At 73.7% G+C, this 22,016-nt stretch carries 20 protein-coding genes; 7 read left to right on the forward strand and 13 right to left on the reverse strand.

What is annotated here, in order from left to right; genetic code table 11:
- Positions 1 to 8 precede the first annotated feature (8 nt).
- Genes EFL26_RS05460 through EFL26_RS05470 form a run of 3 tightly spaced genes read right to left on the reverse strand, consistent with a single transcriptional unit; the run spans position 9 to position 2,057 of the window.
- Positions 9 to 1,310: an MFS transporter gene (locus EFL26_RS05460; protein ID WP_123221890.1), complete on the reverse strand. Its 1,302-nt coding sequence runs from the start codon at positions 1,308 to 1,310 to the stop codon at positions 9 to 11.
- A complete protein-coding gene (locus EFL26_RS05465) occupies positions 1,310 to 1,504 on the reverse strand; it encodes a DUF3046 domain-containing protein (RefSeq protein WP_123221891.1) in 195 nt (64 codons plus the stop codon). The genes EFL26_RS05460 and EFL26_RS05465 overlap by 1 nt, the downstream gene beginning before the upstream one ends.
- Positions 1,505 to 1,538: 34 nt before the next feature.
- Positions 1,539 to 2,057, reverse strand: coding sequence for a DinB family protein (locus EFL26_RS05470; protein WP_123221918.1), 519 nt, complete (start codon positions 2,055 to 2,057; stop codon positions 1,539 to 1,541).
- Positions 2,058 to 2,107: 50 nt separating this feature from the next.
- Between EFL26_RS05470 and EFL26_RS05475 the strand changes: the two genes are divergently transcribed.
- Entirely contained in the window at positions 2,108 to 2,590 is a 483-nt protein-coding gene (locus tag EFL26_RS05475; RefSeq protein ID WP_123221892.1) for a GNAT family N-acetyltransferase, read from the forward strand.
- 52 nt (positions 2,591 to 2,642) lie between these two features.
- Here EFL26_RS05475 and EFL26_RS05480 read toward each other — a convergent pair whose 3' ends face one another.
- Genes EFL26_RS05480 through EFL26_RS05495 form a run of 4 tightly spaced genes read right to left on the reverse strand, consistent with a single transcriptional unit; the run spans position 2,643 to position 5,617 of the window.
- Complete coding sequence (locus EFL26_RS05480) at positions 2,643 to 3,014, reverse strand: hypothetical protein (protein WP_221176850.1); 372 nt, start codon at positions 3,012 to 3,014, stop codon at positions 2,643 to 2,645.
- Entirely contained in the window at positions 3,011 to 3,829 is an 819-nt protein-coding gene (locus tag EFL26_RS05485) for an ABC transporter permease (RefSeq protein WP_123221920.1), read from the reverse strand. The genes EFL26_RS05480 and EFL26_RS05485 overlap by 4 nt, the downstream gene beginning before the upstream one ends.
- Before the next feature lie 25 nt (positions 3,830 to 3,854).
- The gene (locus tag EFL26_RS05490) at positions 3,855 to 4,661 is read right to left on the reverse strand and encodes an ABC transporter permease (protein ID WP_123221893.1); all 807 of its coding nucleotides are present in this window, start codon (positions 4,659 to 4,661) and stop codon (positions 3,855 to 3,857) included.
- Entirely contained in the window at positions 4,661 to 5,617 is a 957-nt protein-coding gene (locus EFL26_RS05495) for an ABC transporter ATP-binding protein (protein WP_425464101.1), read from the reverse strand. The genes EFL26_RS05490 and EFL26_RS05495 overlap by 1 nt, the downstream gene beginning before the upstream one ends.
- Positions 5,618 to 5,700: 83 nt before the next feature.
- On the opposite strand from EFL26_RS05495, the gene EFL26_RS05500 reads away from it, so the two are divergent.
- Complete coding sequence (locus EFL26_RS05500; protein WP_246000034.1) at positions 5,701 to 10,488, forward strand: Lhr family helicase; 4,788 nt, start codon at positions 5,701 to 5,703, stop codon at positions 10,486 to 10,488.
- Between the two features lie 3 nt (positions 10,489 to 10,491).
- Here the strand turns inward: EFL26_RS05500 and EFL26_RS05505 are convergent, their stop codons facing one another.
- Positions 10,492 to 11,514, reverse strand: coding sequence for a nitronate monooxygenase (locus EFL26_RS05505; RefSeq protein WP_123221895.1), 1,023 nt, complete (start codon positions 11,512 to 11,514; stop codon positions 10,492 to 10,494).
- Positions 11,515 to 11,537: 23 nt separating this feature from the next.
- Between EFL26_RS05505 and EFL26_RS05510 the strand changes: the two genes are divergently transcribed.
- Positions 11,538 to 12,311 (forward strand): DNA-formamidopyrimidine glycosylase family protein, encoded by a 774-nt coding sequence (locus tag EFL26_RS05510; protein WP_123221896.1) that lies wholly within the window; start codon positions 11,538 to 11,540, stop codon positions 12,309 to 12,311.
- Positions 12,312 to 12,321: 10 nt separating this feature from the next.
- On the opposite strand, the gene EFL26_RS05515 is transcribed toward EFL26_RS05510, so the two are convergent.
- The 3 genes from EFL26_RS05515 to EFL26_RS05525 form a co-directional block, all read right to left on the reverse strand.
- Entirely contained in the window at positions 12,322 to 13,392 is a 1,071-nt protein-coding gene (locus EFL26_RS05515) for a saccharopine dehydrogenase (protein WP_123221897.1), read from the reverse strand.
- Positions 13,393 to 13,460: 68 nt separating this feature from the next.
- A complete protein-coding gene (locus EFL26_RS05520) occupies positions 13,461 to 14,111 on the reverse strand; it encodes a hypothetical protein (protein WP_123221898.1) in 651 nt (216 codons plus the stop codon).
- 130 nt (positions 14,112 to 14,241) lie between these two features.
- Entirely contained in the window at positions 14,242 to 14,529 is a 288-nt protein-coding gene (locus tag EFL26_RS05525; protein WP_123221899.1) for a 2TM domain-containing protein, read from the reverse strand.
- A gap of 123 nt (positions 14,530 to 14,652) precedes the next feature.
- Here EFL26_RS05525 and EFL26_RS05530 point away from each other — a divergent pair, with 123 nt between their 5' ends.
- From EFL26_RS05530 to EFL26_RS05545, 4 genes are all read left to right on the forward strand, one after another.
- Positions 14,653 to 16,098, forward strand: coding sequence for a wax ester/triacylglycerol synthase family O-acyltransferase (locus EFL26_RS05530; protein ID WP_123221900.1), 1,446 nt, complete (start codon positions 14,653 to 14,655; stop codon positions 16,096 to 16,098).
- Positions 16,095 to 17,441 (forward strand): wax ester/triacylglycerol synthase family O-acyltransferase, encoded by a 1,347-nt coding sequence (locus EFL26_RS05535; protein WP_123221901.1) that lies wholly within the window; start codon positions 16,095 to 16,097, stop codon positions 17,439 to 17,441. Before EFL26_RS05530 ends, EFL26_RS05535 begins: the two co-directional genes overlap by 4 nt.
- A 38-nt stretch (positions 17,442 to 17,479) precedes the next feature.
- Complete coding sequence (locus tag EFL26_RS05540) at positions 17,480 to 18,985, forward strand: spermidine synthase (RefSeq protein ID WP_123221902.1); 1,506 nt, start codon at positions 17,480 to 17,482, stop codon at positions 18,983 to 18,985.
- 62 nt (positions 18,986 to 19,047) lie between these two features.
- Complete coding sequence (locus tag EFL26_RS05545) at positions 19,048 to 19,983, forward strand: hypothetical protein (protein WP_123221903.1); 936 nt, start codon at positions 19,048 to 19,050, stop codon at positions 19,981 to 19,983.
- 32 nt (positions 19,984 to 20,015) lie between these two features.
- On the opposite strand, the gene EFL26_RS05550 is transcribed toward EFL26_RS05545, so the two are convergent.
- Both EFL26_RS05550 and EFL26_RS05555 read right to left on the reverse strand, forming a co-directional pair.
- Positions 20,016 to 20,657 carry a LuxR C-terminal-related transcriptional regulator gene (locus tag EFL26_RS05550; RefSeq protein ID WP_123221904.1) on the reverse strand — a complete coding sequence of 214 codons (642 nt, stop codon included), beginning with the start codon at positions 20,655 to 20,657 and terminating at the stop codon, positions 20,016 to 20,018.
- Complete coding sequence (locus EFL26_RS05555) at positions 20,654 to 21,934, reverse strand: ATP-binding protein (protein WP_246000036.1); 1,281 nt, start codon at positions 21,932 to 21,934, stop codon at positions 20,654 to 20,656. The genes EFL26_RS05550 and EFL26_RS05555 overlap by 4 nt, the downstream gene beginning before the upstream one ends.
- Between the last annotated feature and the right edge of the window lie 82 nt (positions 21,935 to 22,016).

Raw genomic sequence — 22,016 nt, forward strand, 5'->3', positions numbered from 1 at the left:
CCCGCACGCTAACCCGAGAGCGAGGCTGCTGGCGAGGCAGTTGCGCGGCCGGCGAGCACGGCGGCGACGAGGACGCCGACGGCGAAGAGCGACGCGAAGCCGGCCAGCACAGGGAAGCCGAGCTCCCCGACGATCACCCCGGAGGCGGCGCTGCCCAGCGCGGCCGCCAGCCCCATGGTCAGGTCGGCCGCACCCTGCACGTCGGTCACCGCACCGAGCGGGGCGAGCTCCGCGACCATCGTCGAGGCGGAGACGGTCGCGAGCGACCAGCCCAGCCCGAGCAGGAACAGGCCCACGAAGATCTGCGGCGAGCTGCCCTCCGGGGAGCGGGCGCAGAGCACGAGTGACACCAGCAGCACTCCGCCGCCGGTGGCGAGCACCGCCACCCGCCCGAGGCGGTCGGCCGCGATCCCGACCAGCGGGGCGAAGGCGTACATGCCGAGCACGTGGATGCTGATCACGATCCCGATCACCTCGAGGTCGGTGCCGCCGTGCTCCATGTGCAGCGGCGTCATCACCATCACCGAGATCATCACCGCGTGCGCCGCGGCGAGGCCGGCGATGGCGGCGGCGATCGCGGGCTGCCGGCGCAGGATCACCCGGACGGGGTCGCGACGCAGCCGGGGAGAAGGCGCGCCGTTGGTGGCGGCCGGCCGGCCCGGGCCGGTCTCGGGCTCGGGCAGCGCCGCTGCGCGCGCCACGAGCAGCGGGTCGGGCCGCAGCCGTACGCCGACCACGACGGCCGCGAGCACCATGCCGAGGGCACCGAGCGCGAACGGCCCGGTGAGCTCGGGGATGTCCAGCCACGACGCGAGCTGGCCCGACGGGCCGGTGAGGTTCGGGCCGGCGACCGCCCCGATCGTGGTCGCCCAGACGACCACGGACAGCGCACGGCCGCGGTCGAGCGGGGTGGCGAGGTCGGTGGCGGCGTACCGGGCGGCGTAGTTCGCCGAGCTGGTGGCGCCCAGCAGGCAGGCCCCGACGAGCAGCAGCGACATCGAGCCGACGACGCCGGCGACCACGGCGAGCCCCGCACCCGAGGCGCCGACGAGGTAGCCAGTGACCAGTCCCGCACGCCGGCCCCGCGCACCCATCAGCCGGGCCAGCGCCCACGAGCCGACCGCCGCGCCGAGCACCTGCGTCGTCTGGGCCAGCCCGGCGAGCTCCTCGGAGCCGGACAGGTCGCGGGCCAGCAGCGAGGCGGTCGCGATGCCGATCGTGATGCCGAGCGCTCCGACCGACTGCGAGCCGACGAGGGTCCGGATCGTGCGGCGCTGGAGGGCTCGGCGCTCGAGGTCGGGGGCCGGCACTAGCGCTCCCGGGCGGGCAGCTCGAGCGCCGACCAGACCGCGCGCCACACCTCCTTGGGTGGGACGCCGGCGGCGAGCGCCTCGTCCACCGTGCGACCGCCGAGGTCGGCGAGGACGTACATCGACGCCCAGGAGCGCGCGTACGCCGGCCCGAGCGCATCCTCGAGCCGCGACCAGAACTCGGTGTGCTTCACGCCGGGGCCTCCCCGGCACGGGCCAGCGGGTCGGTCATCGCCCGATGTCGTGGAGGTGGTGGACGACGTCGTGGAGGTGGTAGACGCCGAGCGTCTCGACCGTGAACACGGAGCCGTTGCTGCGCCGGCCGGGACGCTGCCACTGCCCTTCCTGGACCTGCGCGTAGATCGCGGCGACGTCGGCAGCCGCCTCGACCAGCTCGACCGACACGGTGGCGGGGTCCTGCTCGGAGTACCGGCTCGCGACGGCGGTCTCGTCCTGGTCCCAGTTGGCGAACTGCGGGTCGTCCTGCTCGAGCATGAGCGTGAGCCGCTCGCCGAAGAGCCGGTGCACGTCGCGGACGTGGCAGGCGTACTCCAGCGGCGACCACACCTGCGGCGCGGGCCGGACGGCGGCATCGGGACCGTCGAGGGCGGCGTACCAGCCGCGGGTGTTCTCGTGGACGAGGTCGGGCAGGTCGGTCGCCGAGATCGCGGTCGGGTCGAACCCGCACTCGGGGCAGGGGCGGGTGAGCACCCAGGTCCAGTCCTTGGTGTCCGGCTCGATCGTCACGCGGCCAGTGTGCAGCACGGCCCCGAGAGCCCGATGGGATTATTCGGGCCATGGACCAGCACGTCCGGGACGCCACCGACGCCGACCTGCCCGCAGTGGCGGAGATCTACGCCTACGAGACGGCCCACAGCTACTCGACCTTCGAGACCGAGGAGCGCCCGGTCCACGCATGGGCGCACAAGCTGCACGGCCACTACCCCTTCCTGGTGGCCGAGGACGACGAGACGGTGCTGGGCTACGCCTACGCCTCGGGGTTCCGGGACCGGCCGGCGTACCACCGCACCGTGGAGACCTCGGTCTACATCCACCGCGACGCCCGCGGGCGCCGCCTCGGCTCGCTCCTGTACGACGCGCTGCTCGCCCGCCTCGTCGCCGACGGCTTCCACACCGCGCTGGCCCTGATCGCGCTGCCCAACGACCCGAGCGTGCGGCTCCACGAGCGCGCCGGGTTCGACCTCGTCGGCACCATGCGCGAGGTCGGTGACAAGCAGGACCGGATGATCGACGTCGGGGTCTACCAGCGGATGCTGTGACGGTCGAGTGCCGAGACGGTCGTCCTGGCGACCACCTGAGCACTCGACCCGTTCATCCGAGGGCCGCGAGGAAGGCCTCCGGGTCGGCCAGGCTGAGCCGCAGCTCGCGCAGGCGCACCGGGAAGCCGAGCACCCGGCCGCGGCTCGGCGGATCGATCGTGAGGACGACCATCCCGTGGCTCGAGGTGTTGACCAGCCAGCGGCCTGCGAACCCGTGGGCTCCCCACGCGAGCACCCTCCTGGTGTCGCGGGCGGCGGCGGTCACCGACGTGCGCGGGATCGTCGCGGTGAACCCGATGCCGAACCGGACCCGGAGGGCGCCGTCCGACAGCTCGACGCGCGCTCGCTCCGCCGGCATCAGGACCAGCACGAACAGCAGCCGCAGGAGCGGGTGCGGCCGGGCGAAGGCGAACCGCTCGGTCACGACAGCAGCAGCCGTTCGAGCCGCCGGCCGACGACGACCAGGCCGATCAGGGTCATCGCCAGGAGGTAGAGCACCGAGACCCCCGAGGCCCAGCTGAGGGAGCCGGTGGTGAGCTCGCGGACCAGGACGACCGAGCGGTAGAGCGGCGTGGCCTGGACGATCCAGCCGAGCCAGTCGGGGAAGGCGCTCAGCGGGAAGAACGTCGCGGAGAACAGGAACAGCGGCAGCTGCGCGAGCGTGACGTAGTCGAAGTCCTGCCACGAGCGCATGAAGGTGGTGAGCGCCATGCCGGCGGCGCCGAACGCCGCGCCGATCAGGAGCGCTGCCGGCACCGCGAGCACCGACCACCACGAGTGCACGAGCCCCATCGCGACCATCACGAGCAGGAAGACCGCGGAGTAGATGCCCCCGCGGAGCAGCGACCAGGACAGCTCGCCGCGCGCGATGTCGGAGGTGGTCAGGGGCGTGGCCAGCATCTGGTCGAAGAGCTTGTTGTACTTCAGCTTGAAGAAGAAGTTGTACGTCGCGTCCAGCACCGAGCCGTTCATCGCCGACGCCGCGAGCATGCCGGGCGCGACGAACTCGGCGTACGGGATCACGTGGCCGTTGAACTCGAACCCGGTCACGAGCCGGCCGACCCCGACGCCGATGGAGAACAGGTAGAACACCGGCTCGAGGAACCCGGAGACGAAGATCCACCACGCCGACTTGTAGGCGAGGTAGTTGCGCTGCAGGAGCAGCCCGGTCGCCTCGCCGGAGCCCAGCTGGGCGCCGGCGTCGCGCCCCACTGCCTTGCCCAGCGCACCGCGGGCCATCGAGGACATCATCGGTCGCGTCCCATCAGTCGATCAGCCTCCGGTGGAGCAGCCGCGTCGCGAGCAGCCAACCGGCCACCGCGAGGCCGCCGAGGTAGGCGACGTGCACCAGGGCGAGGGAGGCGTCGACGCGGCCGAGGACCAGCATCCGGGTGAGGTCGACGCCGTGCCACAGCGGTGTGAACCGGGCGAGCACCTCCATCCACCGGTCGAGGTTCGAGACCGGGAAGAACGCACCGGAGAACAGGAACATCGGGATCATGCCGAGCCGGAACACCAGCGCGAACCCGCTCTCGTTCTTCAACGCGGCCGTGAGCGCGTAGAGCGGCGCCGCGAACGCCAGCCCGATCAGCAGCTGCACGAGGAACGCCAGGAGGACGCCCGGCACCGAGGAGAACACGCCGAACGGCGCCATCACGGCGAGGAACACGCCGGACACCAGCGCCACGCGGAACACCACGAACCCGAGGTGGGCGAAGACGATGTCGGGCACCCCCAGCGGGGTGGCGATCATCCCGTAGTAGCTGCGGTTCCACTTGATCATGCCCATCACCGGGTAGGTGACCTCGCCGAACACCGTGGTCATCGACTGCGCGGCGACCATGCCGGGCGCGACGAAGGAGAGGTACGACGTGGCGCCCTCCAGCTGGTCGGGGTCGCCCTTGATGAAGCCGCCGAGCAGCACGCCCATCGCGAGGATGTAGAGCAGGGGCACGACGAACGAGGAGATCGCCGAGCCGCGCCAGGTGCGGCGGTAGGCCACCCACCAGTAGTCGGTCATCCGCGCGGCCCGGCGTACGTCGAGCCTGGTGGTCGAGCCTGCCGGGCCCATCAGTCCACCAGCGTCCGGCCGGTGAGGCGCAGGAAGACGTCCTCGAGGGTGGAGCGGCGGACCAGCGTCGCGACCGGGTCGAGCCCGCGCTCGTGCACCTGGGCGATCGCCTCCTCGCCGTCGGCGCTGTAGAGCAGCAGCCGGTCGGGAAGCACCTCGACGCGCTCGGCGAGGTCGGCGACCTTCGGCGCGATCGCCGCCAGGTCGCCACCGTGCTCGTGGGTCGGCGCGAAGCGCAGCTCCGCCACCTCGCGGGTGGACCAGGTGCGGATCAGCTCGAGGGGTGACCCCTCGGCGACGATCAGGCCCTTGTCCATGACGACGAGGCGGTCGCACAGCTGCTCTGCCTCGTCCATGTAGTGGGTGGTGAGCACGAGCGTGACGCCCTGCTGCTTGAGCCGGAAGAGCCGGTCCCACACGACGTGACGGGCCTGCGGGTCCAGCCCGGTGGTCGGCTCGTCGAGGAGCAGCACGTCGGGCCGGTTGATCAGCGAGCGCGCGATCGTGAGCCGCCGCTTCATGCCGCCGGAGAGGTCGTCGACCTTGGCGCTCGCCTTGTCGGTCAGCTGCACGAACTCGAGGAGCTCCTCGACGCGCCCGCGCACCTCGGCGCGAGGGAGCCCGAAGTAGCGGCCGTAGATGTAGAGGTTGTCCCTGACGTTGAGCTCCGTGTCGAGGGTGTCCTCCTGCGGGCAGACGCCGATGCGGGCGCGGATCTTCGGCCCGTCGACGGCGGGGTCCATGCCGAGGATGCGCAGCGTGCCGCCGCTGACCGGCGAGACCGCCGCGACCATGCGCATCGTCGAGGACTTGCCGGCGCCGTTGGGCCCGAGGAAGCCGAACGCCTCGCCCCGGCGTACGGCGACGTCGATGCCGCGCACCGCCTCGACCACGGCACCGGAGCGCGACGCGAACGACTTGGTCAGCCCGGATGCCTCGATCATCACGTCGTCCACGGACCGACCCTAGCCGCGCCGGCTCCGGCCCTTCACGGGCTTGTCCCTTCGGACCTGTCGGTGGCCTGAGGGAGGATGGCTCGGTGGCAGAGCTGACCGGCTTCTCCGCCCCGACCCGCACATGGTTCGAGGCGGCGTTCGCCGCGCCCACGGCAGCCCAGGTCGGGGCGTGGGAGGCGATCGCGGCGGGCCGGCACGCGCTCGTCGTGGCGCCGACCGGGTCCGGCAAGACGCTGGCGGCGTTCCTGTCCTCGATCGACCGGCTGGCCAGCGAGCCCCGACCGGCCGACAAGAGCCGCCGGTGCCGGGTGCTCTACGTCTCGCCGCTCAAGGCGCTCGCGGTCGACGTGGAGCGCAACCTGCGGGCGCCCCTCACCGGCATCCGGCACACCGCCGAGCGACTCGGCCTCGAGGTCCCGCAGATCAGCGTCGGGGTCCGCTCCGGTGACACCCCGCCGGCCGACCGCCGCAAGCTCCAGACGAGCCCGCCCGACATCCTGATCACCACCCCCGAGTCGCTCTTCCTCATGCTGACGTCGCAGGCACGGGAGTCGCTGCGCGGCGTGGAGACGGTGATCCTCGACGAGGTGCACGCCGTCGCCGGCACCAAGCGGGGCGCCCACCTCGCGCTCTCCCTCGAGCGGCTCGACGCCCTGCTCGACCGGCCCGCCCAGCGGATCGGGCTGTCGGCGACGGTCCGACCGATCGAGGAGGTCGCCCGCTTCCTCGGCGGCAGCGCCGTGGTCGACGTCGTGGCCCCGCCCTCGGAGAAGCGCTGGGACCTCAAGGTCGTCGTCCCCGTCGAGGACATGACCCAGCTCGACGCCGACAGCGACGACCAGCGCTCCGGCAGCATCTGGCCCCACGTCGAGGAGCGCGTGGTCGACCTCATCGAGCAGCACACCTCCACCATCGTCTTCGCCAACTCCAGACGACTGGCCGAGCGCTTGACCGCGCGGTTGAACGAGATCGCTCAGGAGCGTGCGGAAAGCACAGCAGTCAGCGCGCCGGAGCCGGAGACGCACCCGGGGACGCCGGCAGATGCGCGGGAGCCGGAGACGCACCCGGAGCCGCCCCCGAGCCGTGGATGGGACTGGCCTCCGCGGAGCGGGCCCGGCGGTGAGGAGCCTGCGACGACCGCCGGGGCCGCGGAGCGGGTGGTTGGCTCGGGGGCGGCTTCGGGGGCGGCTTCGGGGGCGGCGCAGGCGGACGCGCCCCCACGGGCGGAGCAGGCCACGGCACAGAGATCGCCCGCCGAGATGATGGCCCAGTCCGGCCAGTCCCAGGGCGCGCCACCCGTCATCGCCCGCGCCCACCACGGCTCCGTCTCCAAGGAGCAGCGCGCCGTCATCGAGGACGACCTCAAGCGCGGCCGGCTCCCCTGCGTGGTCGCGACCAGCAGCCTCGAGCTCGGCATCGACATGGGCGCCGTCGACCTGGTGATCCAGATCGAGTCACCCCCGAGCGTCGCCAGCGCGCTCCAGCGGGTCGGCCGGGCCGGCCACCAGGTCGGCGAGGTCTCCCGCGGCGTCCTGTTCCCCAAGCACCGCGGCGACCTGGTGCCCACCGCGGTCTCGGTCGAGCGGATGCGCTCCGGCGGCATCGAGGCCCTCCGCGTCCCGACCAACCCGCTCGACGTGCTCGCCCAGCAGGTGGTCGCGATGACCGCGATGGACACCTGGGGCGTCGACGACCTCTACGACCTGGTCCGCCGCACCGCGTCCTTCGCCGCCCTCCCCCGCAGCGCGTACGACGCCACCCTCGACCTGCTCGCCGGCCGCTACCCCAGCGACGAGTTCGCCGAGCTGCGCCCGCGGATCGTGTGGGACCGGGTCGCCGGCACCGTCGCCGGACGCCCGGGCGCGCAGCGGCTGGCCGTCACCAGCGGTGGCACCATCCCCGACCGCGGCATGTTCGGGGTGTTCCTCGTCGGCGCCGACCGAGGCGGCCGCGTCGGCGAGCTCGACGAGGAGATGGTCTACGAGTCCCGCGTCGGCGACCTGTTCACGCTGGGCACCAGCACCTGGCGGATCGAGGACATCACCCATGACCGCGTGATGGTCTCGCCGGCGCCCGGGCAGCCGGGACGGCTGCCGTTCTGGACCGGTGACGCGCTCGGGCGTCCCGCCGAGCTCGGCGCGGCCGTGGGCGCCTTCACCCGCGAGCTGTCCGCGCTCGGCCACGACGAGGCGATCAGCAGGGCGACGGCCGCCGGCCTCGACGCCTGGGCGGCCGGCAACCTGGTCGGGCTGATCGCCGAGCAGCGCGAGGCGACCAACGCCGTGCCGCACGACCGCCAGCTCGTCGTCGAGCGGTTCCACGACGAGCTCGGCGACTGGCGGCTGGTGGTGCACTCGCCGTACGGCACTCCCGTGCACGCGCCCTGGGCGCTGGCGATCAACGCCCGGCTCCGCGAGCGCTACGGCGTCGACGCGCAGGCGATGGCCGCCGACGACGGCATCGTGCTGCGCATCCCGGAGACCGACCAGGACCCTCCCGGCGCCGAGCTGATCGCCTTCGAGCCCGACGAGATCGAGCAGATCGTGACCACCGAGGTCGGCGGCTCGGCGCTGTTCGCGTCGCGGTTCCGCGAGTGCGCCGCCCGCGCGCTGCTGCTGCCGCGCCGCGACCCGGGCCGCCGCTCGCCACTGTGGCAACAGCGGCAGCGCTCGGCGCAGCTGCTCGAGGTCGCCGCCCGCTACCCCTCCTTCCCGATCGTGCTCGAGACGATCCGCGAGGTGCTCCAGGACGTGTACGACGTGCCGGCCCTGGTCGACCTGCACCGGCAGATCGCCCAGCGCCGGGTGCGGCTCGTCGACGTGACCACGCAGCGCGCGTCACCGTTCGCCCAGTCGCTGCTGTTCGGCTACGTCGCCGCCTTCATGTACGAAGGCGACTCGCCGATCGCGGAGCGTCGCGCGGCCGCGCTCACGCTCGACCAGGGCCTGCTCGCCGAGCTGCTCGGCCGGGCCGAGCTCCGCGAGCTGCTCGACCCCGAGGTGCTCGCCGAGGTCGAGGCGGAGCTGCAGCGGCTCGCCCACGGAGAGGGCAGCGACGACCGGCGCGCCCGTGACGCCGAGGGCCTGGTCGACGTGCTGCGGCTGGTCGGCCCGCTCTCCACCGCGGAGCTCGCGGCCCGGTCCGTCGTACCGGTGGACGAGTCCCTCGTCCTGCTCGCCCAGGCCCGTCGGGTCGTCGAGGTGCGCATCGCGGGCGAGGAGCGGTGGGCCGTCGTCGAGGACGTCGGCCGGTTGCGTGACGGGCTGGGCGTGCCGGTCCCCCCGGGCACGCCGGAGGCGTTCGCCGATCCGGTCGAGGACCCGCTCGGCGACCTGGTCGGCCGCTACGCCCGCACCCACGGGCCTTTCACCGCCGCCGAGGTCGCGGAGCGACTGGGGCTCGGCGTCGCGGTGGCGCACCAGACGCTGGTGCGCCTGGCGGCGCACGGGCGGGTCCTGGAGGGTGAGTTCCGGCCGGCCGGCGCCGGCACCGAGTGGTGCGACGCCGAGGTGCTGCGCAAGCTGCGCCGGCGCTCACTCGCGCGGCTGCGCCACGAGGTCGAGCCGGTCGACCAGTCCGTGCTGGGGCGGTTCCTGCCGGCCTGGCAGGGGGTTTCGGCAAGCTCGACCAACCCTCTCGCGACGCGTGGCGGCCGTTCCCTGCGTGGACCCGGCGGTGTGCTCGCCGTCGTCGAGCAGCTAGCCGGCTGCCCCGTCCCGGCGTCGGCGCTGGAGTCGCTGGTGCTGCCGGGCCGTGTCGTCGACTACCAGCCGGCGTTCCTCGACGAGCTCACCGCGACCGGCGAGGTGCTCTGGGCCGGCCACGGTGGCCTGTCCGGGGCCGACGGCTGGGTGTCCCTGCACCTGGCCGACTCGGCGCCGCTGACCCTGCCCGAGCCGGGCGAGCTCGACCTCGGGCCGCTCCACGAGGCGCTCCTCGAGGTGCTCGCCGGTGGCGGCGCGTTCTTCTTCCGCCAGCTCGGGCAGCAGCTCGGCAGCACCGACGACGCGGCCCTGTCGGCGGCGGTCTGGGACCTGGTCTGGGGCGGGCGGCTCGGCAACGACACCCTCGCGCCGCTGCGTGGTCTCACCCGGTCGGGCACCAGCGCCCACCGCGTGCGCCGCACCCCGCCGCGGGCGCGCGTGGCCTCGGGGCTCTCCCGCGCCGCCCTGCCCACCCGGGGCGGGCCACCTGACATGGCCGGCCGCTGGTTCCTCCTCCCCGAGATCGAGCCCGACCCGACCCGGCGGGCCCACGCGGCGGCGGAGGGCCTGCTCGACCGGCACGGCGTGGTCACCCGCGGAGCCGTCGCCAGCGAGCGGACACCGGGCGGGTTCGCCGCGGCGTACCGCGTGCTGTCGACCTTCGAGGAGACCGGCCGCTGCCGCCGCGGCTACTTCGTCGACGGCCTCGGGGCCGCGCAGTTCGGCACGGCCGGCGCGGTCGACCGGCTTCGGTCCTACGTGCGCACCTCACCTCCCGACAAGCCGGAGGCGGTGACCCTCGCAGCCACCGACCCGGCCAACCCGTACGGCGCGGCGCTGCCGTGGCCGCCCCCGCCCGACTCGGGCGCCACCGGCCACCGCCCCGGGCGCAAGGCCGGCGCGCTGGTCGTGCTCGTCGAGGGCGAGCTGGCGCTCTACGTGGAGCGTGGTGGCCGCACGCTGCTGACCTTCGGCGACGACGAGGAGACCACGGCCGCGGCGATCGACGCCCTGGGCACGGCCGTGCGCCGAGGAGCACTCGGCCGGCTCACGGTCGAGAAGGCCGACGGGGCGCACATCCTCGGCCACGACTCCGAGCCGATCCGCCGCGCCCTCGAGGCGGCCGGCTTCGTCGCCACCAGCAAGGGGCTCCGGCTGCGCGGGTGAGCCTCAGAGGTCGGCGGTCAGCCGCCGGACGACCTCCGCGACCGGCTCGGCACGCACCGACCGCCAGCCGGTCCCGGCCCAGAGGTTCGGCACGTCCGGGTCGCCCGCCGCCGTGGCCGCCGCGCGCAGCGGCCGGGTCAGGTGGTGGACCTGCGGGTAACCGCCCGGGGCGTCGGCGTGCTCGAGTGCGAACCGGTTGGCCAGCCCGCGGGCCCACCGCCCGCTGAAAGCGCGGGTGACCACGGTGTCGGCGTACCGGTGCTCGAGCAGCGCGGCCCGGTACGGCGCCGACGTGCCGGCCTCGGACGTGCACAGGAACGCGGTGCCGACCTGGGCCGCGACGGCACCGGCGTCGAGGACCCGCCGCACGTCCTCCGCCGTCGCGATGCCCCCGGCCGCGACGCAGGGCAGACCCAGGGAGCGGACTGCCTCGAGCGCGGAGAGCAGGGGCGTCGAGTTCGGCTCGCCGGGGTCGAAGGTGCCCTGGTGGCCGCCCGCCTCGGTGCCCTGGACGACCAGCAGGTCCGCCCCGGCGTCGGCCGCGGCCTCGGCCTCCGCCCGCGACGTCACGGTCACCCCGACCACGACTCCCGCGCGGCGCAGGGTGGCGACCGCGGCTTCCGGCGGCGGACCGAACGTGAAGGTCGCCGTGTGCACGCCGGCGGACGCGACCAGGTCGACCTTGGCGGCGAACGCGTCGTCGTCCCAGACCGGATCGCCGAGCGCGACGTCGAACCGCTCGGCCTCGTGCGCGAGACGTGCGGCGTACCGCGCGATCGCGTCGGCGTCCGCCTCGCGCGGACCGGGCACGAACAGGTTGACCCCGATCGGTGCGGAGGACAGGGCGCGCGTGCGGTCGAGCCGCTCCCGCAGCGCCTCCGGGGGCAGGTAGCCGGCCGCGACGTACCCGAGACCGCCCGCGGCCGCGACCGCGGCGGCCAGCTCGGGGGTGGACGGCCCGCCGGCCATCGGCGCCTGCACCAGGGGCAGGCGGCTCGGCACCAGCGTCTGCGAAGGTGAGGGCATGCCGCGAGAATCGCACAGCGACGATGCCTGAAGGAGACAACGTCTGGCAGACCGCCCGGCGCCTGGGGGCGCTGTCCGGCGAGGAGCTGACCCGCACCGACTTCCGGGTTCCCTCGGTCGCCACGGTCGACCTCAGCGGCCGCCGGGTCCTCGAGACCGTCTCCCGCGGCAAGCACCTGCTCACCCGCGTCGAGGGCGGCACGACGATCCACACCCACCTGAAGATGGAGGGCCGGTGGGACGTCCAGCCGGCGGGAGCCCGCTGGCGGCGTCCGGGGCACGAGGCCCGCGTCGTGCTGCGTACACCGACCCACGAGGCGATCGGCTACTCCGTCCTGCTCGACGTGGTGCCCACCGCCGAGGAGGACCGGCTGGTCGGCCACCTCGGGCCCGACCTGCTCGGCCCCGACTGGGACGAGGACGAAGCCGTACGCCGGATCGAGCAGTCCCCCGACCTGTCCATCGGCGAGGCGCTGCTCGACCAGCGCAACCTCGCCGGGCTCGGCAACGTGTACAAGTCGGAGGCGCTGTTCCTCTGCGGCCTCGACCCGCACCTCCGCGTCGGCGACGTGCCCGACGTCCGCAAGGTCGTCGTTCTGGGCCACCGGCTGATCAACGCCAATCGTGACCGTCCGGCGCGCGTGACCACCGGCAACCCGCGCCGGGGCCAGCAGTACTGGGTCTACGGCCGGGCCGGCCAGCCCTGCCGCCGGTGCGGCACCCGGATCGAGTCGGGCGAGCAGGGTGATGCCGGGGTCGAGCGGATCACCTACTGGTGCCCGTCCTGCCAGCCCTGACGAGTCTGCATCAGGCCTCGAGTCGTCCGATCGCCTCGTCGAAGGCGCGGCCGGCAGCCTGCCAGGGCACCGACGGCCGGCCCTCCTCGGCCAGTCCGAGCAGGTGGGGAGTCAGGTCGGCGCTGAACCCCTCGCTCGCCTCCCGTGGCAGCAGCGAGGGCAGGTTGTCGATGGCGATGACCTCCAGCGGCGCGGTCCCCTGCTCCGGGTTGCCGCTGTGCAGTCGCCGGACCGGCTCCTCCCACGTGGTGATCTCGGTGTTCACCGGGAGCATGTTGGTGGGGCCGGTGACGTCGCAGGTCACGTCCGCGAGGACTCGGAGCCGGCGCTCGTGGTCGAGGTCTGCGCGTTCCAGGAACGGCGTCGTCGGGGTGTGCGTCACCACGCAGTTCACCAGCAGGTCGTGGCCGAGGAGCGCCTGCTTGTGCAGATCCCGGGTCTCGCGGAGGTCCCACCGGGTGACCGGCACACCGGCGGTCAAGAGGGCGCCGTGGGCGCCGCGCCCGGAACGCCCGCGCCCTCCGGTGACCAGCGCCAGCAGCAGGTCGGCCCCGTCCTTCCCGGCCTGCTCCAGCTGCGCGTCCAGCTCGTGCCTGGCCATGGGGGCGAGCGGCACGGTCAGCGTGCCGGCCAGGTGCAGGACGCCGAGAGCGGCGCCCACGTAGCCGGCCCAGTAGCCGAACGCGACCACACGCTTGCCGTCCGTGTCGGTGAGGTACTCGATGTCGAGCAGCCGGCCTCCGCCGCGGCGGAACCGTTCCAGGGTGCGCCGGGCGTCGTCCTGGCCCTTGAACGCGTGCGCGAAGTAGATGTGCCGGTGGCGCAGGGACGCGGGCTCGTCGGGGAGCTCCTTGATCCCGAGCACGTAGGCGTCGTGGGGCGCGTCGACCCAGGTGCCCTCGCCCGCGACGGACGCCCCGGCCGCGGCGTACTCCTCGACGGTGAAGATGCGCTGCGGCGACTCCTCGACCGTCACCTCGAACCCGGCGTCCAGCAACAGCGGGACGTCGGCCGGTACGACGGGCGCGCGCCGCTCGGTACCGCGGGCCTCGGAGCGGATCCACACATGGACGGGCTGCATCGGGTCAGGATGCCATCGTCCTCACCGGAAGGTGAGGGCGCGTCGGGTTCGGCAGGGACACGCTCCGTTCAGGTCAGCCAGCAGCTCGCCTGGTAGCGGCCGGGCGCGACCAGGCCGCCGCCGAAGCCGATGCCGCCGTCGGCGAGGCAGAGCGGGCCGAGCTCGGCGGATGCTGCGGCGCCGGCATCGGTCGTGGTCGCCTCGAACTCGCACGACCACACCTGCCACCAGGACTCGTGGGCCACGAACACGCCGCCGGGCAGGGCCCGGCACGACGCGTCCGACGCGGCGAACTCGACCGGTGCCGGCTCGTCGACGGTGAACGCCTGGGCGCCGGTCGCGGTGCCGCCGTCGGTGAGGGTGATGCTCACGACGAACACCTGCCGGCCCGGAGCGAGGTCGGTCAACGTGGTCGCGTACGCCGTCGACCGGCGTACCGGCCCGGCTGCCGGCGCACCGCAAGGCACGGGGGTGACGACGTCGGCGACGTCGGTCAGCGTGCAGGTGGCGTCCGCGATCGCCTGTCGTCCCCGGTTGACCGTGAACGAGACGGACGCCGAGGTCCCGGACACGCTCGGCTCCGCGACGTCGACCGCCGGCCTGGAGTCGGCCTGGGCCCCGGCGGCCAGCCCCAGCTGCCCCGCGGCCACGAGCACGGCGCCGGCCAGGATCGCGAGCGTGCGCCGACGTTCGGGCGAGCGCAGGTGTGAGCGGTGCATCGGTCCCCTTCCGGTCGGGTCGGGCCACCACCCCCGGTGGCGCGACGACGTCCCGACGCTAGAAGGCCGAGCCCGTCCGGGGTATGACCGAAATGGGTGGTTTATGCGCATTCACTCACCGTGAGGACGGTCAGTGCCCGCCCTGCAGCCGGTGCATCTGCCGCTGGATCCGGTCCTCGCTGAAGTCGGCGGACAGGTAGACGTCCCACGCGTTCATGACCACGCCGATCCCCCAGAAGGCCAGCGGGAAGACCGGCCAGAAGAACGCGGTCGGGGTGGCGGTCGCCCAGACCACGACCAGGCCGGCGTTGAACAGCACGTAGACCAGCAGGTGGGCGTGGAAGTCGCGCCGCTTCTTCAGGATCGTGATCGCCCGGTCGCGCAGGGTGTCGTCGGAAGGCCTTTCGAGCTCGCTCATCACACATCTCCTTCTCACCTCCGACGCTAGGCCGCCCGGCGCTGCGAGGCAGGGGCCCAACGTCCCCGGACCCGGCGACCTTTGCCCCGGGACACTCCTGTGCGCGCTGGGTTGAGATGAGACATGGACCGGACGAGTGCGCTCGACTCAGCATTCCTCCACGTCGAGAACCGGACCGCGGCCCTGCACATCGCCAGCCTGGCGCTGTTCGCAGGACCCGTTCCGACTCATCAGGAGGTGCGCGCAGCCATCGCGCGGAAGCTGCCGCTGGCACCGCGGTGCCGGCAGCGGCTGGTCGGCGTGCCGTTCGCCCTGGGCCGCCCGGTGTGGGTCGACGACCCGGACTTCGACCTGGGTCGGCACGTCCATCGTGCCGCCGTACCCGCACCGGGCGGACACGCGGAGCTGCGCGGACTGGTCGAGCGGCTGCTCTCCGAGCCGCTGGACCACACGGCTCCGCTCTGGGAGGACTGGGTGCTCGAGGGGCTCGCCGACGGCGGCTGGGCGCTGCTGACCAAGGTGCACCACACCATGGTCGACGGCATCGCCGGCACCGACCTCCTCTCCACCCTGCTCGATGCCAGTCCGGACGGCGACGCCGTCAGGGGGGACGACTGGCATCCGGGGCGTGCGCCGGGCGGCGTACGACTCGTCGCGGACGCCGTGAGGGACGGCGTTGCGCTGCGGCTGTCCGAGCTCACGTCCCTTCCCCAGACTGCCGGCGCAGCCCTCGGTGGTGGGCTCCGGCACCCGCGCGCGGCGGCTGAGTCCGTGTACGCCGCCGCGCGCGGCCTCATCGGGTACGCCACGAACGCCCGCCCGACGGACGGCACCTCGCTGGTCGGCCCGATCGGTCGCGACCGTGGCTACGCCTGGACCGAGGTCGACCTCGCCAGAGTGCTCGACGTGCACCGGCGGCTCGGCGGCACCGTCAACGACCTGGTCCTCGCCGCCGTCACCCGCGGCTTCCGCGAGCTGCTGCTGGCGCGCGGGGAGGAGCCCTCGGCGCACAAGGTGCGCACGCTGGTCCCGGTGTCGGTGCGCCATCCCGACCAGCGCGGGCACCTGGACAACCGCGTCTCCGCGATCCTCGCCGAGCTGCCGGTCGAGATCGCCGACCCGCACGACCGGCTCACGGAGGTCGCGATCCGGATGCGCGCCCTCAAGGACTCCCACGAGGCCCAGGTCGGTGAGCAGATCACCGGTATCGCCGACGCGCTCCCGGCGCTGCCGCTGGCCGCGTTCCTGCACCTGGCCTTCCGGATGCCGCACCGCAACCTCACCACCGTGGTCACCAACGTGCCCGGCCCGACGCGGCCGCTCTACCTGGCCGGGCGGCGGATGGTCGCGACGTTCCCCTACGTGCCGATCGGCGACCGGCTGCGCAGCGGCATCGCCGTCACGACGTACGACGGCCGGCTGCTGCTCGGGGTGACCACCGACCGCGACTCGATGCCGGACGCCGACGTGCTCGTGGACGGCATCACCGCCGGTTTCGCCGAGCTCGCGGCGCTCGCCGGCACCAGGACCGGCAGGACCACACACAGGAAGGCGAAGGTGGCCCGATGACCCGACACCGCATGGCCCCGGCGGACGCTGCCTGGCTGCGCATGGACCGGCCGACCAACCTGATGGTGGTCAACTCGGTGATGTGGTTCGAGGAGCCGATCGATGCCATCAGCCTGCGCAAGGTCCTGCAGGAGCGGCTGGTCGACCGGTTCCCGCGCTTCCGGCAGCGCGCGGTCGAGGACCACGGCGTGTGGTGGGAGGACGCCGTGGACTTCGACCTCGAGGAGCACCTGCACGCCGTGCAGCTGCCGGCGCCGGCGGGCCGCACCGAGCTCGAGGAGTTCGTGGCTCGGCAGCTCAGCATGCCGCTCGACCGCGCCCGGCCGCTGTGGGACCTCTACGTGGTCGAGCCGTACGCCGGGAGCGGGTGCGCGCTGTTCTTCCGGATGCACCACGCGATCGCCGACGGGATCGCGCTCGCCCGGGTGCTGCTGTCGCTGACCGACGACCCGGCCGAGGAGGTCCAGATCGCCGAGCCGGCCGAGGAGCACGGCCTCAGCCTGATCGGCGCCCTGGACGGCATGTGGCACGAGGCGATCGGGCTGGCGACCCATCCGCTGCGGGCGGCCACCCTCGCGCAGGCGGCGGTGTCCGACGCGACGGCGCTGGCCAAGCTCGTGCTGATCCCCGCCGACCACCACACGGCCCTGCGCGGCACGGCGGGTGGGGAGAAGGCCGTGGTGTGGTCCGAGCCGATCGCGCTGTCCCGGATCAAGGACTTCGGCCACCAGGCCGGGGCCACCGTCAACGACGTGCTGCTCGCTGCCGTCGCCGGCGCGCTCCGCACCCACCTCGTGCGCCGGCGCAGCCCCGTCCACGACATCCGCGCGATCGTGCCGTTCAACCTGCGGGCGCTCGACCGTCCGCTGCCGGCCGAGCTCGGCAACAAGTTCGGGCTGGTCTACCTGTCGTTGCCGCTGACCACCGCCCGGCGCGACCACCGGCTGCGGGAGATGTCCCGGCGGATGACCGCGATCAAGCACTCCGCCGAGGGGTTCGTCGCCTACGGCATCCTCGAGCTGATCGGCCTGGCCCCCGCGGCCGTGGAGAACCTCGCGATCGACGTGTTCGCCTCCAAGGGCACCGGCGTGATGACGAACGTGCCGGGTCCGCGTCGTACGGTCACGCTGGCCGGCGTGCCGCTGCGCGGGACGATCGGCTGGGTGCCGACGTCGGGCGAGCTCGGCCTCGGCGTCGCGATCTTCAGCTACAACGGCGAGGTGACGGTCGGGCTGTGCGTCGACCGCGCGCTGGTCCCGGACGTCAAGGAGCTGCTGGCCGACTTCACGACGGAGCTCGAGGAGCTGCTCTCGTCGGCGGCGCAGGTCCTGAGCCCTCGGTGACCCGGCCGGGCCGTCCGGGTGCCGGATAGGTTCACACCGTGGCGCACCGGTCCCGCTCGCTCGAGCTGTTGGTCTTCACCGTCGGCGCGGGATCGCTGGGGGCCGAGATCGCGGCGGCACGGCTGCTCGCCCCGTGGTTCGGCGCGAGCACGATCGTGTGGGCGAACACCATCGCGGTCGTGCTGGTGGCACTGTCGATCGGCTACGCGCTGGGCGGTCGGCTCGCCGACCGGGCGCCGTACCCGGCCGGGCTCGCGCGGATCGTGCTCGTCGCCGCCGCGCTGCTGGCCGTCGTGCCGTTCGTGAGCGGACCCTTCCTGCACCAGGCGGTGCGGGCCGTCGACCAGCTCAGCGCCGCGACCTTCGTGGGCTCGCTGCTCGGGGTCGGAGCCCTCATCGCCGTTCCGCTCGTGCTGCTCGGCATGGTGTCGCCGTACGCCGTGCGCCTCGAGGTCGAGCACGTCGGCGACGCCGGTCGCACCACCGGTCGCCTCTACGCGATCTCCACGGTGGGCTCGCTGGTCGGCACGTTCCTCTCCGCGCTGCTGCTGATCCCCGTCGTCGGCACCCGCCGCACCTTCCTGCTGCTCGCGGCGGCGATGGCGCTCGCGGCGCTCCCCCACCTGAGCGGGCGGCGGTGGCTCGCGGCCCTCGTGCCGCTGACGATCCTGGGCCTGGTCGCCCTCCCGACCGGCACGGTGAAGGCGGTCGACGGGTCCGGGCGGGTGATCTGGGAGAAGGAGACCGAGTACCAGTACGCCCGCGTGCTCCAGGCCTCCGACGGACAGCGCACGCTCGAGCTCAACGAGGGGCACGCCGTGCACTCGCTGTACCGCCCGGGCGAGTGGCTCACCGGCGACTACTGGGACGAGATGCTGGTGCTCGCGCTCGCCGGTGGCCACGCGCCGCCGCGCTCCGTGGCGATCCTCGGCAACGCGGCCGGTACGACGGCCCGCGCGATCGGCCACTACTTCCCAGACACGACCGTCGACGCGGTCGAGATCGACCCCGCGCTCACCCAGGTCGGGCACCGGCTCTTCGGCCTCGGCGGCCCGCACCTGCGCACCCACACCGCCGACGCCCGGCCCTGGCTGCGCTCGACCACGCAGCGCTTCGACGTGATCATGGTCGACGCCTATCGGCAGCCCTACATCCCCTTCTACCTCGCGACCCGGGAATTCTTCGCGCTCGTGCGCGAGCACCTCGCGCCGGGCGGCCTCGTGGTCATCAACGTCGGGCACCCGGAGCAGTCCGACCAGCTCGAGAAGGTGCTCTCGGCCACGATGCGGGCCGAGTTCGGCGACGCGAACGTCTGGCGCGACCCCGCGGAGCAGACCAACTCCATGCTGGTCGGGAGCACGGCGACGGACCCCGCCGGGCGACTGCGGGCGGCCGCGGCCCCGCTGCCCACCGAGCTGGCGGTCGTCGCCGTGGCCACCTCCGAGCGCCTCGCCCCGGCGCTGCGCGGCGGCCACGTCTACACCGACGACCTGGCGCCGGTGGAGTGGCTGGTCGACACCTCGCTCGCCCAGGTCGCCGAGTAGCGGTCCGCGGCTCGCCACCGGATCTCGTACCGATCCCACCGGGAAGGGAGCACAATCGCGACATGGAAGCGGACGACCTCGCGTCCGCCGACGACCTGTGGTGGTCGTGGGCCGTGCTCGCCGACGCGGGCCTCCTCCCGGAGGGCGCCGCCTCCGAGCTCGACACCGACGAGCACGTGATGCACTACCGGCTCGGTGACTCCTGGGCCTCCATGCAGCGGATCAGCGGTGGTCGCGCCGTGATCTGGGGACGCGTCGCCGAGGCCACGACCGACGCGGTGACGGCCCGGATCGACGTGCTCGCCGGCGCACCGGACTGGGCCTCCTCGGACGCGGTCTGGCGCTCGATCCGCGTGACCCGCCCGGGCTTCCTCGCGTGGTACTCGCGCGACGGCTGGGACACCAGCACCACGGGCATGTTCGACGGGGTCGTCGACCTGCTCGCCCCGCTCCTGCGGGCCGACCCGCGACTGGTGGCTGCCGCCCGGGCCGGGGAGACCGACTCGGTGCTGCTCAAGGAGGCGCAGGGCGTGGCGAGGGTCGCCGCCCAGGGCACGATCCGCAACCGGCTCAAGGAGCAGATCCACCGTCAGATGCGGGACACCGGGGAGTGCGACCGGGGACTGCCCGAACGCCCGACCCTGCTGGCCCGGTGGGCCCGGATCACCGACCCCCGGGTGCCGTTCGAGCACGTCGTCTGCGTCGACCAGGGCGAGATCGTGCCGCTCACCGACGACCTGCCGCTGTCGGAGTCGGCGATGGCCAGCCTGACCAACGTGCTGCAGGAGCTGCACCGGGCCGAGGCCGGCGACGACTCCGGTGCCTGGATCGCCGCCCGCGTCCGCTTCGACGGCGGCCGGATCACCCTCGACCGGGCCTTCGACAGCCTGCCGTCCTGGTACATCGGGCAGGGCCACAGCCTGCGGGCGCTGGGCTGGGAGATGCAGCAGCGCACACCGCGCTGGCGGCCCGCCTGGGCGACCCTGCTGCCGTCCTGACCCGCGCCGCCCGGTGGTTGAGCCAGCGAAGATCACAGCAGGCGTCGCTCCGAGGCCCAGCGGGTGAGCTCGTGGCGCGAGGAGAGCTGGAGCTTGCGGAGCACCGAGCCCATGTGGGTCTCGACGGTCTTGATCGAGATGAACAGCTCCGAGGCCACCTCCTTGTAGGAGTACCCGCGGGCGATCAGCCGCATCACCTCGCGCTCCCTCTCGGTGAGCCGGTCGAGGTCCTCGTCGACGGCCGCGACCTCGATCGTGCCCGCGAAGGCGTCGAGCACGAAGCCGGCGAGCCGCGGCGAGAAGACCGCGTCGCCGGCCGCCACCCGGTCGATCGCCGCGACCAGCTCGGCTCCGGTGATCGTCTTGGTGACGTAGCCGCGAGCGCCGGCCCGGATCGTTCCGATCACGTCCTCGGCCGCGTCGGAGACGCTGAGCGCGAGGAAGCGCGTGTCCGCCGCCTTCCCGTGCGTACGCCGGATCACGTCGGCCCCGCCGCCCCCGGGCAGGTGCACGTCGAGCAGCACCACCTCGGGTTGCTGGGCGATCACCGCGGCGACGGCCTCGTCGACGTCCGCGGCCTCGGCGAGCACCTCGACGGCGTCACCGAGCTCGGCGCGCACGCCTGCGCGGAACATCGCGTGGTCGTCGACGATCACGACGCTGTGCCTGGTCATCGTTGGTCTCCTAGCGGTTGGGTCAGCCGGATCTCGGTGCCCTCGCCGGGCCGGCTCCTGATCTCCGCCGATCCGCCGTGCCGGTGCATCCGGTCGACGATGCTGTCGCGGAGCCCGTGGCGGTCCTGCGGCACGGCGTCGGGGTCGAACCCGGCGCCCCGGTCGCGGACGAACACCTCGACGCGGTCGGGTGCCGCCTCGGCGTACACGTCGACCCGGGCGGCGCCGGCGTGCCGCGCGGCGTTCACCGCGGCCTCACGGGTGGCGAGCACGATCGGCCGGAGCCGCTCGGAGACCGGGGCGTCACCGACGCAGACGACCTCCACCGGCACGCCGTACGCGTCGTCGACCTCGCCGGCGATCGTGCGCAGCGCCGCGGCGAACGTGGTCGGGTCGCCGCCGGTCGAGTCGAACAGCCACGACCGCAGGTCACGCTCCTGGGAGCGGGCCAGCCGGGCGACGGTCGCCGGGTCGTGCGCCGACTTCTGGATCAGCGCGAGCGTCTGCAGCACCGAGTCGTGCAGGTGGGCGGCGACGTCGGCGCGCTCCTGGGACCGGATCCGCTCGGTGCGCTCCTCGCTCAGGTCGGAGGAGAGCCGGACCAGCCACGGACCGACGATGAAGCCGAGCCCGATGAAGCACAGGACGGCCGCGAGGCCGACGTTGCGCGCGGCCGCCCAGTCCCCGCTGACGAGGGAGAACAGCATGATCGCGGAGACCACGAGGAAGCCGCCGACGAGGAGCCGCAGGTACGACGCGAGGCCACCGAGCCCGACCACGGCACGCACGATCCCGATCCGGCCCGACGGGTCGAGCCAGCGCTCGCGCTGCGCCTCGTCGGCCTGCCGCCAGAGCACAGCGACCCCGGCGATGCCCAGGACCACCGGCCAGAACAGGACGCCCTGACCGGTGACCAGCGCGAACATCGCGGCCACGCCGAGAGCGATCGCCCCGGTCGCGACCAGCGGCCCGAGGTCGGCGAGCCGGTGGACCCGGCCCGGCCGCCGCTTGCCCTGCCGCTCGGCCGCCGCGAGGCCGGGCGCCTGGTCCGCGAAGTGCCGGCGCGCCGGAAGCACCATCCACAGGCCCGCGTAGAAGACCAGCCCGAACCCGCCCATCACCGCGAGCACGATGAACGCGACGCGCACCCCGAGGACGGGCAGGCCGAGGTGCTCGGCCAGGCCCGCGGCGACGCCGCCGATGATCGCCTCGTCGGGCTGGCGGTAGGCCTTGCGCGGGAACGGATCGATCCCGGGCTCGGTCAGGGGGGTGCTCACGGTCCCATCGTGGCATCACGTGCGGGTCGCGACATCGGGTCCGACCCCTGATCCGGCCCCGGCCGCGTCCCTGAGCAGCCCC

Source organism: Nocardioides pocheonensis (genome assembly GCF_003725535.1).
GTDB classification, from domain to species: Bacteria; Actinomycetota; Actinomycetes; order Propionibacteriales; family Nocardioidaceae; genus Marmoricola; species Marmoricola pocheonensis.

Coding starts and splice junctions, on each gene's coding strand:
- EFL26_RS05475 (WP_123221892.1), top strand. CDS start 2,108: ATGGACCAGCACGTCCGGGACGCCACCGACGCCGACCTGCCCGCAGTG.
- EFL26_RS05485 (WP_123221920.1), bottom strand. CDS start 3,829: ATGGCCCGCGGTGCGCTGGGCAAGGCAGTGGGGCGCGACGCCGGCGCC.
- EFL26_RS05490 (WP_123221893.1), bottom strand. CDS start 4,661: ATGGGCCCGGCAGGCTCGACCACCAGGCTCGACGTACGCCGGGCCGCG.
- EFL26_RS05505 (WP_123221895.1), bottom strand. CDS start 11,514: ATGCCCTCACCTTCGCAGACGCTGGTGCCGAGCCGCCTGCCCCTGGTG.
- EFL26_RS05510 (WP_123221896.1), top strand. CDS start 11,538: ATGCCTGAAGGAGACAACGTCTGGCAGACCGCCCGGCGCCTGGGGGCG.
- EFL26_RS05515 (WP_123221897.1), bottom strand. CDS start 13,392: ATGCAGCCCGTCCATGTGTGGATCCGCTCCGAGGCCCGCGGTACCGAG.
- EFL26_RS05520 (WP_123221898.1), bottom strand. CDS start 14,111: ATGCACCGCTCACACCTGCGCTCGCCCGAACGTCGGCGCACGCTCGCG.
- EFL26_RS05525 (WP_123221899.1), bottom strand. CDS start 14,529: ATGAGCGAGCTCGAAAGGCCTTCCGACGACACCCTGCGCGACCGGGCG.
- EFL26_RS05530 (WP_123221900.1), top strand. CDS start 14,653: ATGGACCGGACGAGTGCGCTCGACTCAGCATTCCTCCACGTCGAGAAC.
- EFL26_RS05535 (WP_123221901.1), top strand. CDS start 16,095: ATGACCCGACACCGCATGGCCCCGGCGGACGCTGCCTGGCTGCGCATG.
- EFL26_RS05545 (WP_123221903.1), top strand. CDS start 19,048: ATGGAAGCGGACGACCTCGCGTCCGCCGACGACCTGTGGTGGTCGTGG.
- EFL26_RS05550 (WP_123221904.1), bottom strand. CDS start 20,657: ATGACCAGGCACAGCGTCGTGATCGTCGACGACCACGCGATGTTCCGC.